Source organism: Myxosarcina sp. GI1, assembly GCF_000756305.1.
GTDB lineage: Bacteria > Cyanobacteriota > Cyanobacteriia > Cyanobacteriales > Xenococcaceae > Myxosarcina.
This window is the reverse complement of sequence record NZ_JRFE01000022.1, coordinates 102,405-115,746: the sequence shown is the minus strand read 5'-3', so window position 1 is coordinate 115,746 and position 13,342 is coordinate 102,405. Positions and strand designations below refer to the sequence as shown.

The 13,342-nt window shown below is 42.6% G+C and carries 7 protein-coding genes and 1 pseudogene; 2 read left to right on the top strand and 6 right to left on the bottom strand.

Annotation, left to right across the window (positions count from 1 at the left end; genetic code table 11):
* Positions 1-28: 28 nt before the first annotated feature.
* Entirely contained in the window at positions 29-1,504 is a 1,476-nt protein-coding gene (gene glgA, locus KV40_RS15925; RefSeq protein ID WP_036483482.1) for a glycogen synthase GlgA, read from the bottom strand.
* A gap of 303 nt (positions 1,505-1,807) precedes the next feature.
* Complete coding sequence (locus KV40_RS15920) at positions 1,808-2,563, bottom strand: hypothetical protein (RefSeq protein ID WP_052055684.1); 756 nt, start codon at positions 2,561-2,563, stop codon at positions 1,808-1,810.
* Positions 2,564-2,752: 189 nt separating this feature from the next.
* Here KV40_RS15920 and KV40_RS15915 point away from each other — a divergent pair, with 189 nt between their 5' ends.
* Positions 2,753-4,210: an MFS transporter gene (locus KV40_RS15915; protein ID WP_036483481.1), complete on the top strand. Its 1,458-nt coding sequence runs from the start codon at positions 2,753-2,755 to the stop codon at positions 4,208-4,210.
* A 177-nt stretch (positions 4,211-4,387) separates the two neighbouring features.
* Positions 4,388-5,359 (top strand): DMT family transporter, encoded by a 972-nt coding sequence (locus KV40_RS15910; protein ID WP_036483480.1) that lies wholly within the window; start codon positions 4,388-4,390, stop codon positions 5,357-5,359.
* Positions 5,360-5,364: 5 nt separating this feature from the next.
* Here KV40_RS15910 and KV40_RS15905 read toward each other — a convergent pair whose 3' ends face one another.
* The 4 genes and pseudogenes from KV40_RS15905 to KV40_RS15890 form a co-directional block, all read right to left on the bottom strand.
* The gene (locus tag KV40_RS15905; protein ID WP_036483478.1) at positions 5,365-5,988 is read right to left on the bottom strand and encodes a pseudouridine synthase; all 624 of its coding nucleotides are present in this window, start codon (positions 5,986-5,988) and stop codon (positions 5,365-5,367) included.
* A gap of 59 nt (positions 5,989-6,047) precedes the next feature.
* Positions 6,048-6,944 (bottom strand): tRNA (adenosine(37)-N6)-dimethylallyltransferase MiaA, encoded by an 897-nt coding sequence (gene miaA / locus KV40_RS15900; RefSeq protein ID WP_036483477.1) that lies wholly within the window; start codon positions 6,942-6,944, stop codon positions 6,048-6,050.
* Positions 6,945-6,954: 10 nt separating this feature from the next.
* Positions 6,955-7,245 carry a metal-sensing transcriptional repressor gene (locus tag KV40_RS15895; protein ID WP_052055683.1) on the bottom strand — a complete coding sequence of 97 codons (291 nt, stop codon included), beginning with the start codon at positions 7,243-7,245 and terminating at the stop codon, positions 6,955-6,957.
* A 186-nt stretch (positions 7,246-7,431) separates the two neighbouring features.
* Positions 7,432-13,311 (bottom strand): annotated as a pseudogene (locus KV40_RS15890) (DNA-directed RNA polymerase subunit beta').
* Positions 13,312-13,342: the final 31 nt, after the last annotated feature.

Below are 13,342 nucleotides of genomic sequence, written 5' to 3'. Positions count from 1 at the left end.
GTCTAAAATAACTTTCTACTTTTTTTCACTACTTATAACGAATAAAATCGTAAGCATTCTCATATTGTTTGACAGAATGTTGCCAAGAATAATCGTATTCCATACCTTGTTGCATTAGTTTTTCAAATTCTTTAGGATATCCGTAGTACAAACCGATCGCTCTTTCCATAGCTGATTCTAAAGCGTTGTAGTCGGTTTGATAAAAAACATAGCCGTTGCGTTTTTCAGGTGCGTGGTTTAAATCGTAATCGCGATCAAAAACCGTACTCAGTAAACCGCCTACTCCCCGAACGATAGGAATAGTGCCGTATTTTAAGCTAATTAATTGAGTCAGTCCACAAGGTTCAAATTTACTCGGAACCACCATCATATCTGCACCAGCATAAATTAGATGTGCTAGCTCTTCATTAAAACCAATTTCTAAATGAGCGTCGGGATTATCGTTAAGAAAACGTTTTTCATGTAAAAACCAATTGTTAATATCTACCGAAGTTCCCGAACCCAATAAAACAAATTGCGCTTCGCGTCCGAGAGCATAATATATAGCATGATGCACCAGATGTACGCCTTTTTGATCGTCCAAACGACCGATAAAAGCAACTATTGGCTTAGAGGAATTTTGCAGTAGTAGAGCATCTCGCAAAGCTTGTTTATCTTTGGCTTTTCCCGAAAAATCGTCGGCACTGTAGGCGTGAGGAATGAGGCTATCGGCTTCGGGATTCCAACTGTTGTAATCTATACCGTTAAGAATACCAGAAAATCTATCTTGATGAATTTCTAAAGTATGTCCCAAACCATAGCCAACATCGGTAAAACGTGCCTCCCAAGCGTGGTGAGGCGAAACGGTATTGATAAAGTTGGAGTACACTACCCCGCCTTTCATAAAGTTGACGGCAAAGGGATTAAAATTATCTTGCAAGCGGTCGTAGTGAAAGTAATACGACTCGCGATTTAAGCCCGTAGCGTGCAAAATTTCGACTCCTGCCACACCCTGATGTCTGAAGTTGTGAATGGTATAGCAAACCCGCTGTCGTTCCATGCCATAATACTGATACATTTCGTATAGCATCACTGGAATCAAACCAGTCTGCCAATCATGACAGTGAATAATATCTGGTCGCTTATTGCTTTTGAGCAAAAATTCCAAAGCTGCCTTGCTAAAAAAAGCAAAGCGCATCGGATCGTCATATCCGCCGTAGTAGTAACCGCGATCGAAAAAGCGATCGTCACTATGGGGTTGAATAAAGAAACACAGCCTGCCATGAACCCAACCGCAAAATACCGAACAGTGAATTTCTCCACCATACCAAGGTACGAATAGATCGCGATAGGCATCGTGAAGTCCCCAAATATGGTCGTATCTCATACAGTCATACATGGGTAAAATTAGCTCGACACAATGTCCTTGGTTTTCTAATTCTCTACTCAGACCAAAAACTACATCTCCTAAACCGCCTGCTTTAATTACGGGAGCGCATTCAGAAGCAATCTGTACGACGTACATATTTAACTTCCTCTTTAATAAAACTTTATTTTTTTAAATATTTTCCCTAAAATTTTAGTCTACAAAGGTGGTTTATTCGAAGAAAATGCCAAAAAAATGTTGAATTAAGTATTTTTCTCTAGGGTTTTAAGAAAACAAAATTAATATTGTTCGTATTGTTAACCTGGTTGTTTGACAACAAGAAAGTTACAGCGAGCGTAGCTAACTTAAATTAATTTCCTAAGTTGACTAAGAAAGAGGGAAAGGTGAAAAACATTTAGAGAATTGGTATTAAACTAGATGCGGTTTAATCGCGATCGCCCCTTACATAAGTTGCTTGGTGTATTGTTTGAAAAGACGAAGCGGTAGCTGTAGCGTTTTCGACTCCTGTGAAATATTTTGAATTTTTAACTGTTCTAAGCTATCAATTAAAGCTTGGCGTACTACTGGCACTTGTGGTTGACCTAACATCAAACCAAAATATTCGCTACACTGCCGAGAGTATTCGCAAGGTAAATGCTTACTTTGTAGCATCCGAGTCAACTGTCGAATGGCAATTAAACGTTTTAAAGAATCGCTATGAGTAAGATCGCCCTGTAGTTTTTCTAATTTACTTTCTATATATGGTTTTTGTCTCCGAACCATAGCCCAAACTAACAACAACAAAGCGATTAGACTACTACATCCCTGTAAAATAGAACCTACTGCTAGCCAGTGGTTTTCTGCGTCTGCCCAAATGCAGGCTGCTAAATAAGTACCAAAAGCTCCAATACTACCGCTGCCAACAGCTACAACTAACTTACGATTAAAACCCGTTAAAAAACGCCGCCATTTTGTCCAGTATTGCTGCCAACAGTGATTTTGCATCCAAAATGCCAGCAGCATACAACAGATTCCTGCTACTGTAGCCAAAAGTAGTTTCCAGTTCCACAACCAGATTGAAGCGATCGCCACCAGACCACATAACCAAAAGCTGTTTTGCCGTTGCTGGAACGCAAATTTTTCAATACGGCTCTTATTTCTGACGATTTCTCGACTAGTAGCTTGAAACAATTCCCACCAAGTTAATACTTTGGTCACAAAGATTTACCAATCACAATCCCAATATAATATACTATCGATTTTGACTCTCTGCGATCGGAAAAATTAGTTTGATTATCGACAGGCGATCGTTTTGTATATGGTGCATATTCTATATTTTGTTTTGTATAGTGTAGTTTAAACTATCTTCACTTCGGCAATAGATATATTGCACTTTATTTTACTTTTATGATCGATACCTCTAAGTCTGGTTTGCGCTCTTCAACCAACAAATGGTGGACTATTTTGGGGATTGGTCTTGGCGTTCTGATGTTTAGCCTCGACACCAGTATTGTTTATATTGCAATGCCTACCTTAGTACGCGTGTTTGACACCGATTTTACAACGGTTCAGGGAGTTGTGGTTGGCTATACCATCGTGCTAACTTCTTTTGTTTTAAGTGGGGCGCGACTGGGAGATATTTTTGGCAGAAAACGCCTATATTTGGTTGGTTTGGCTGTTTTTACCATTGGCTCTTTACTGTGCGGACTATCTCAATCGATCGAGTGGTTGATTTTTTTTCGAGTTTTTCAAGGTTTGGGAGCGGTGTTTATTTCGGGGTTGGGAACGGCGATCGTAACCGAGGTATTTCCCGATTCTGAAAGAGGTCGCGCTCTAGGTATTTTAGGGGCGATCGTGGCTACTGGTATAGGGGTTGGTCCTTCAATTGGCGGTGTGTTAGTCGGTTTGTTAGATTGGCGAGCAATTTTTCTAGTTAACGTACCTATAGGAATTGTGGCAGCCATAGTGGTAATGCGATTCGTACCGAAGCTGAAAGTTCACGATCGCTCAGAACAGTTTGATGCTATAGGCGCGATCGTTTTAGCTGTTTGTTTGATCTGTTTTACGGTTGCCATGTCTTTTGGACAACGTCAGGGGTTCGATCGCCCGATCGTTCATATTTTACTGGTTAGTGCGGTTTTGGGTTTTTTAATCTTTTTGGCGATCGAAGCTCGCGACAAACAACCGATGTTAGAACTGCGCCTGTTTCGTAACTTAGAGTTTAGTCTCGGCTTAATGACAGGGTGGTTGGTATTTATTGTCATTGCAGGTAATTTTTTTGTTTTACCTTTTTTGCTAGAAGATTTTTTAAATTACTCGACATTGACCGCAGGTTTGTTATTAGCCGCAGGTTCTCTAGCAGGAGGAGTTGGAGCATTGCTTGCTGGGACGCTGTCCGATCGCTTTACTCCCAGATTTATTAGTCTCGGTGGACTGATATTTATGGCGGCAGGCTGTCTATTGTTTAGCAGACTCAGTCCCGAAACAGGAGAGTTGGGTTATATGGTTCGAGGGATGGTATTTGGCTTTGGCTTGGGAGCTTTTCAGTCGCCTAACAACAGTGCGGTTATGGGGGAAGTATCGCGGAATAAATTTGGTGCTGCTTCGGGGCTTTTAGCTCTTTCTCGTAGTCTTGGTCAAACTACAGGTGTATCATTACTTGGCGCAATATTTAATGCAATAGTCATTTCTCAAGCTCACCTCAATTCTAGAACCGATGTCACTAAAGCACCAAAGGCGGCTCTTGCGGTAGGGTTTCAAAATACTTTTTTTACCGCTGCAATTATCTTGAGTCTGGGAATAGCTTTTTTATTAATTGCTTGGTGGTTAGACAATAAAAAAAGCAAACAATTCTTTCAACAATAATAATTATGCGATCGCGTCTTTGTAGGTGAGCAAATAAGAATTAAAGCCAAGTACAATTTTTGGAACTGCTTTTTACCTACCAAATTAATCAATCATCGACAAACGAAAAGTATTACCGTACAGCCTATTGCACCGAGATTATGTAAACTTATATTACACAAAATCTTATCCAACTTCATGCAAACCAGTCAAAATAATACTCCTATACTAAAATCCCTGCTAATAATTTCTCCCTTTTTCTTTTGGGGGACGGCAATGGTAGCCATGAAAGGTGTTATCCCCCACACTACGCCGTTTTTTTTAGCTGGAGTGCGCTTGTTACCTGCGGGAGTATTAGTGTTAATTGTGGCGGCGATGCTAAAACTTCCCCAGCCTAAAACAATTAAAGCCTGGTTATGGATTGCTATTTTTGCTGTAGTAGACGGGGCAATGTTTCAAGGCTTTTTAGCCGAGGGATTGACGAGAACTGGTGCTGGTTTGGGTTCTGTTACTATTGATTCGCAACCTCTGGCGGTAACTATTTTATCGAGATGGCTGTTTGGGGAAGTAATTGGTTTGTGGGGCTGGCTGGGTTTAGTTATTGGTATATCTGGTATTAGTTCGATTGGATTTAGCGATCGCCTGATTTATAGCGTCTTTCAGGGAGATTTTACCCCGATCGATTTTGATATTTTGCGGTTATTTGATAACGGCGAGTGGTTGATGCTGCTGGCGGCTTTATCGATGGCGGTGGGTACGATTTTGATTCCCTACGTAAGCAAACACAGCGATCCTGTAGTCGCTACTGGTTGGCACATGATTTTAGGGGGTATTCCTTTGTTTGTTTGGTCTTTTTGGCAAGAATCTGGGCAATGGAATGATCTCGATGTATCAGATTACTTAGCTTTGGGCTATGCAACGGTTTTTGGGAGCGCGATCGCCTATGGAGTATTCTTTTATCTGGCATCTAAGGGGAATTTAACTAGTCTGAGTGCTTTAACCTTTTTAACACCAGTGTTTGCTTTATTGTTTGGCAATTTGCTGTTAGGAGAGGTTTTAAGCTTTATCCAAACTATTGGGGTTTGTCTGACTTTAGTTAGTATCTTTTTAATCAACCAACGAGAAAATATCGATAGTTTGTTTGTTTCTGTAAAGGAAAAACTGGAATGAGAACTTTAAGTCGATCGCACTAATTCAAACAATATTTTATTCTCAACTTCAGTCAATTCTCGCCATTGTCCTGGCTGAAGATTACTTAAGGTTAAAGCGCGATTACGCTCCGCGTACCGCCCAAGGCGATCGCCACCAACGGCAACTCTAACTAATCTCAGGGTAGGAAATCCTACTGCTGCCGTCATCCTTCTTACTTGGCGGTTGCGCCCTTCGGTAAGAGTCATTTTTAGCCAGCAGGTAGGAACGCTTTTGCGATAGCGGATGGGAGGATGACGAGGTGGAAGCTTGGGTTCGTTGAGTAATATTTCGACTATGGCGGGACGAGTGAAATAGTCTTTGATTTTTACTCCCTTTCTGAGACGTTGCAGGGCAGCTTCATCGGGAATACGTTCTACCTGGACGTAATAAGTACGAAGGTGTGCAAACTGGCGATGGGCGAGGCGATGCTGTAGCTGTCCGTTATTGGTTAGTAACAATAATCCTTCGCTATCGAGATCCAATCTACCTACGGGATAAACAGACGGAATAGAAATATAGTCTTTTAAAGTCTGACGCTTATCTCCCGCGCTATTATCTGTAAACTGACATAAAACGCCGTAAGGTTTGTAAAATAAAATTGTCGTCATTTTTTAGAAAGTCTGCGATCTCTACCAACAATAAAAGACTTCAAACTTGGAATTTTTAATCAATTGAAATCCTCAACAAATTTTTGGATTCTAGTTAAGACTGTATCTATTAAATTGGGACTATTGCTATCAAACCATTCGATGTCAGCAGTGTTTCTAAACCAAGTGCGCTGACGTTTGGCAAATTGACGGGTGTGAGTAATTGTAAGCGCGATCGCTTCATCGAGAGTAATTTGATTTTTTAAATACTGTTTGATTTCGCCATAGCCCAAAGTATTGAGTAAGGGTAAATCTTCACCGTATTTTTGACAGAGGTATTCTACTTCAGCAATCAAACCCAACTCGATCATCTTCTGAGTGCGTTTGGCAATTCTGCGATCTAAAGCTGCCACATCACAATCTAAACCAATTTGCAATATTGGATAGTTCGGTGGGTTTTCTCCTTGCTGCTGACTAATGGGAATGCCCGTAACGTAAAATACTTCTAATGCCCGTAAAGTTCTAACTTTGTCGTTGGGATGAATTTTGCTGGCGGCATCAGCATCTACTTGAGTTAAATAGGCATAAAGTTGAGTTTGTCCTAATAAAGCTAGTTGCGATCGCAATTTTGGTTGGGGAGATACTCTGGGAATCTTTAAACCTTTAGTAATCGATTTAATATATAAACCCGTACCGCCTACCAAAAGTGAAGGAAGATTTTGGCGATCGCCGATTAGATTATTTGCCAACTGTTGATATTGAGCGAGAGTTAGGGTTTCGGTAGGTTGGCAAATATCGATTAAATGGTGAGTCACTAACTTTTGTTCGGCAATAGTTGGTTTTGCCGTACCAATATCGAATTCCCGATATACCTGACGAGAATCGGCACTAATAATTGCTGTATTCAAGCTTTGGGCTACTTGTAAAGCCAAATCTGATTTACCAGTCGCCGTCGCACCACAGATAACAATAAGCATCAAGCAAAAACTAGGTCACAAAGCGATCTAAAGCAGCCTTTAATTCTTCAATTTCTGCTTCGATGTTGCCCTCTTTAGCAGCGCGAACCAAGCATTCTTGAAGGTGTTCGTCCAGGATAATTCTCGCCACGCGATCGATCGCGCCTCTAACTGCTGCTATCTGACATAAAACTTCAGGGCAGGGTCGGCTATCTCGAACCATAGTTTTAATTCCTCGAATATGACCTTCAATACGAGATAAACGATTGGTAATTTGTTTTAATGATTGCTCGTCATGAACGTGAGGAGTTAGCTTTGTCATTTAGTATTGTCGTGCTGAAATTGTACTTTAAATGTGAGGTCGCGGTTGTGGTTTAGACAAGAGGACTATTGAAATTAGTTTATATAAATAAAGTACAAAAAATAAGCAGCGAGAGGAAATATTATAAATTCTTTCCTTTCGCTACTACTATAGAACGGCTGGCAAAAAACCAACTTAAAGACTAAATTATGATTCTAATTCGTCGTCATCTTCATCGTTATCATCGAGATCTGAATTGCCAAATCCCGTATAGGCTCTAGCGGTGCGATCGTCTAAAATAACGTTTTCATCATCACTCAAATCGGGGTAATTATGAGCGGAATTTAAATCGCTATCAGTAATAGAATCATCAGATAAACGATAGTCAAGTTCGCCGTTATAGCCATAAACCGAATTATTGCGTCCCGCATTATCCACATCGCTGCGTACGGTAGTTAAAGGCTCTTCCTGAGAGCTAAAGCCCGTCCCTGCTGGAATTAAGCGACCGATAATTACGTTCTCTTTCAAACCTCTCAGCCAATCTGATTTTCCTTCAATCGCCGCTTCAGTTAAAACACGGGTAGTTTCTTGGAAAGAAGCCGCAGAAATAAAGCTATCGGTATTTAAAGAGGCTTTAGTGATACCTAACAATACAGGTGTATATTTAGCTGGTGCGCCTCCCGTAATCGACATGGCTTCGTTGACCTGTTCGATTTGTCTCAACTCTACTAGCTCCCCTGGCAGAATAATTGTATCTCCACCATCATCAATTCTGACTTTGGCAGTCATCTGTTTGACGATGACTTCAATGTGTTTGTCAGAGATATCAATTCCTTGGCTTTGATACACCGACTGTACCTGAACCACTAAGAACTTCTGCGCTTTTTGCAGGGCAATTAAAGATGCCTCATAACAGCCTTTTTCTTCTAGGTAATAGTTGTAGAAAGTTTCTAAGATCTCGTGAGGATTGGCAGGACCATCTGTCAGAGGTTCTCCTGGTCCGACAACCTGTCCGTCGGTGACGATGGGGTTTTGACTGGGTCCAATAGGATAGTCACTAACTACGCCATCCTCTTCAACAATTTTGATGTCAACCGTTTCATTTTCTTCAAAAACTACCTGACACGAACCAGGGCGACGGCTGAGAATACAACCTTCTTTTGGTTTACGAGCTTCAAGTAATTCTTCAATCCGAGGTAAACCTTGAATGATGTCTCCTGTCTTAGACCGCTCGAAGACCAACAAAACTAAGTTATCTCCCCTTTGAACCAAATCTCCGTCGTCAATGTGTAGCACTGCTCCCGACGATACGCGATAGGGTCGAGCATGACGTATTACTATATTAGTCTTACCATCTGCCGTTTCTACCATTTCGACGATTTGACCCGATTCTTCCAGGGTTACACCAGAAGCAATTTTTGTACCTGCTACTAGTAAATTGTCTTCAGCACACTCACATTCGCTTTTGCGAGCGTCTATTTCCAGATTGATGAGATCGCTATCATCGCGGACGATTAAAATTCTTCGTACTGCTTCGGCATCGGCTTTAATACCTCTAACTATTCCCGAAGTTTGACACTGAATTTCAGTGCGAGCGATAGTCGCACCGCTAGCAATTTCTTGTCCGTCTTCTACTAATACCCGCGTTTGAATTTCGCCACTATAAGGATCGGCATCGGTATCTCTTCTCAATACCAGCGACTCTAAAATCACCATCTGCAATCTTTGAACGTCGGGATCGTTTTCGTCTGGCTGTAGTTCGATATCGGCACTAAGATTGGCTATGGTTTCAGATTCATCGCCAGCATCGATTTCCAATATTAGCTGGGTACTCAATAGAGAAACGCTTTTAACTGATTTAACTCGCTCTCCATCTTTGAAGTATAGACGCTGTACCGATCGCAGTTCGATTTGGCGACCGTCATCTTGAGCGATAGAAGCTTGGGAAGGAACGTCGGGTTCGTCAGCAACCTGAAACTCTTGAACGGGTCGCAGTAAAAGAGCTATTCCTTCGGTAGTTTCGACAACTTCTCCATATTTAAGTTCTTCTACAGTTACCCCAGGAACTACTTCGGTTCCAGGCTGGATTAACTGACCGTCCCATTCGCTGCTAACATCATCGAGGAGATGGATTTCACCAGGTTTGATGATAATTTCGCGCAGAATGTCATTTTTTTGGACGACTTCGGCAACACCAGAAGACTGAGCAAAAATATCTTTAACGACTTCTGCTCCTGCTTCTACATATTCACCATCTTCGACAATCAATAATGAAATATCTTTGTTGACTTCGTGGCTTTCTTCAGGTATCCACAACAGGCTACCGCCTTTTTCTATTTCGTATCCTTGCTTGCGGTTGCCCTTACCGATTTCTACACCGCCATACTTAATAATTCCTCCCGTATGGGTTTCGTAGCGGTCGTCGATTAGTTCTGCTACTATCTGATTGTTTTGAACTTTAGTACCTGGAGTGGCTTTGAGTAAGAATTTGCGATCGTCTGCGGTATAGATGATGTATTGTTCGCGACCGCCATCGCTTTCAATTTCTACTCTTGCCCGATCTAGTGCTACCGAAGCGGTAACAATTTCAATTTCTCTGCTATTGGGAATCATCCTGACAACTCCACCATTAGCAGATGTTAGTCTGGTTTGTGCCAGAATCGTTCCTGGTTCGATGCGATCGCCGTTTTTAACCAGGGGTTCGGCACCAGGAAGCAAGTTATAAACTTCACCCGATAAAATCCACAGCAGACCCGATCTTTGAGCAACGCGAGTAGTATTACCCTGACGGTCTTTTTTGTCTTCGGGCATCAAGTTGGCAAATAGCACTTCCCCTGCCAAATCGGAAGTTACATCTTTGGCAGCTTTTTCAGTCGATTTTTGGACTTTAGCTTTGGCAACTTCAACCAGTAACTGGTCTTTAGTAACTGATTCACCATCTGTTACGTAAACCAAAGAACCAATGGTGAGATTGTAAGAGAGGTTTTTGCCTTTATCTGTAACTAAAACCAAATTGCCTACGGTTTCAACCTGTTCCCGTTCATCTCCGTGGCGAGTACGAATCTTTCTCGTACTCAAACCTTTCTCGAATTTAATTTTACCGCTGGTTTTTGCTTTAATCTGTCTGGCTACCTCTCCTGTAAATACACCACCAGTGTGGAATGTCCGCATGGTCAGCTGGGTTCCAGGTTCGCCAATCGACTGAGCGGCGATAATTCCTACTGCCTCGCCCATATCTACCATGTGTCCGTGTGCCAAACTCCAGCCATAGCATTTTTGACAGACAGAACGAGCGGCTTCGCAAGTTAGGGGAGAACGTACTACGACCGATTCTACGCGATCGCCAATTTCTTCTGCCAGCTCGAGATCCATATCCTGGTTGCGTTGGGCAACTACCTCTTTAGTTTTTGAGTCGATAGCATCTTCAGCCAATACTCTACCCAACAAGCGATCTCTTAAGGGAATCAAGGTGCGATCGCCGTCTTTCATTGCCTGTAGCTCGATACCTCTTTGAGTACCGCAGTCTACTTCCCGCACGATTACATCCTGCGATACGTCTACCAAGCGACGGGTTAGATAGCCAGAGTCAGCAGTACGCAGGGCGGTATCTACCAACCCTTTTCTAGCTCCATAAGACGAGATAATGTATTCGGTGACGGTCAATCCTTCACGGAAGTTGGTTTTAATTGGCTGGTCGATGATTTCCCCTTGTGGATCTGCCATCAAACCGCGCATACCTACGAGTTGTCGTACCTGAGACAGGTTGCCTCGCGCTCCGCTAAACGCCATCATGTAGACGGAGTTTAGGGGATCGGTAGCTCTGAAGTTGGTAACTACTTGGTCTTTGAGATTTTCTGAGGTGCTATTCCAAGTGTCAATAACTTTTTGAAACCGTTCGACTTCGGTAATTTCGCCGCGAGCATAACGATTTTCGGTTTGTTTGATTTCTGTTTCGGCAGCTTCGAGGAGTTGAGTTTTAATTGGCGGTACTTTTAAATCTTCGACGCTAATGGACACTCCTGCTTTGGTGGCATAGCGAAAACCCAAATTTTTCAGCCGATCCGCCATAGTGGCACAGTGAGCCGAACCATAGTTGGTAAACGCCCAGGCAATGAGTTTTTTGAGCAGACCTTTATCGACAATGCGATTGTAATATTTCATGGTTTTTCTAGCTGTAAACTTGATTGAGAGAGCGAATCGGGATTAGGAAGCGATTGCTAAGGCTTCTTGAATGGTATGGTTGTAAATAATTCTGCCTACAGTAGTATTTACGTACTGCGATAGCTGTTCTCCATTAGCCGCTCTTCTGACAAAACGCTGGCGATAGTATTCAATAGTACTACCGTCCTGTAACTGTTCTGTTTCGACTATTTCATTATCGGGAGCCTCGGATTCTACCTCACCTTCATAACGCAGCCAAACATGAGCGTGAAGATCTACTAACCCCTGTTCGTAGGCTTTGATAGCATCTTCTAAATTACCAAAGCGTCTACCTTCGCCTTTGGTTGCTTGAGGATTTTCGGCGGTCAGATAATAACAACCCAACACCATATCTTGAGAGGGGGCGACGATTGGTCTTCCCGTAGCAGGGGATAAAATGTTGTGGCAGGCTAGCATCAATAATCTGGCTTCGGCTTGTGCTTCTAAAGACAGAGGCACGTGAACCGCCATTTGGTCGCCATCAAAATCGGCGTTGAAAGCGGGACATACTAAAGGATGTAGCTGAATGGCTCTACCTTCTACCAAAATTGGCTCGAACGCTTGAATTCCCAATCTATGTAACGTTGGAGCACGGTTGAGCAATACGGGATGTCCGGCAATGACCTCTTTTAATACTTCATAAACTCCAGGATCGTTACGCTGGATGAGCTTTTTGGCGGCTTTAATATTGTTGACCATACCGCTTTCGATCAGGCGATGGATGACAAAAGGTTGAAATAACTCGATCGCCATTTCTCTAGGCAAACCGCACTGATAGATTTTTAGATTGGGTCCGACGACAATTACCGAACGTCCTGAATAGTCAACCCGTTTTCCGAGCAGGTTTTGCCGAAAACGTCCCTGTTTACCTTCAATAATATCCGATAGAGATTTTAGCGGACGATTGTTAGCTCCAACTACGGTACGACCGCGACGACCGTTATCGATTAGTGCGTCTACTGCTTCTTGCAGCATTCTTTTTTCATTACGGACGATGATTTCAGGAGCGAGAATTTCTTGCAGACGAGCCAAACGATTATTACGGTTAATTACGCGGCGGTAGAGATCGTTAAGGTCGGAGGTAGCAAATCTGCCGCCGTCTAGCTGCACCATCGGACGTAAATCTGGTGGTATTACAGGAATGGCAGTTACTACCATCCATTCTGGACGAGCTCCCGTAGCGATAAAGTTATCGATAATCCGCAGGCGTTTGATGAGTTTTGCCCGTTTTTGTCCTTTAGCGTCGTTGATTTCTTCTCGTAGTTTTTCTGCCGCTTCTTCCAAGTTGACTTCTTCTAACAGTCGCTGCACTGCTTCGGCACCAATGCCCACCTCAACCCCGACTAGCTCGGAATCTTCGCTGTAAAGCTGATCTTCAATTTCAATCCACTGATCTTCGGTAAGTAACTGTTTTGCCGATAGGTTTTGAGCATTACCTGGATCTAAAACAACGTAGGCATTAAAGTAAACTACCTGCTCTACATCTCGTAAAGGCATATCCAGTAGAATGCTGAGGTAACTGGGAATACCTTTAAGATACCAAACGTGAGTAACTGGTGCGGCGAGCTTGATAAAACCCATCCGATGGCGGCGCACCCGCGATTCGGTTACTTCTACACCGCAGCGTTCGCAGACGATTCCGCGATGTCGCACTCGCTTGTATTTACCGCAGTGACATTCCCAGTCTTTAGCAGGACCAAAAATTCGCTCGCAAAATAACCCATCCATTTCGGGTTTTAGCGTCCGATAGTTGATAGTTTCGGGTTTGGTTACTTCTCCGACTAACTGACCGTTAGGCAATGTCCGTTCGCCCCACTCGCGAATTCTTTCGGGGGAAGCAATGCCAATTTTTACGTAATCAAATCTGGGTTCTTGTAGGTTTCTCATTAACTAACTATTACTGAACTTAAATTAAAAC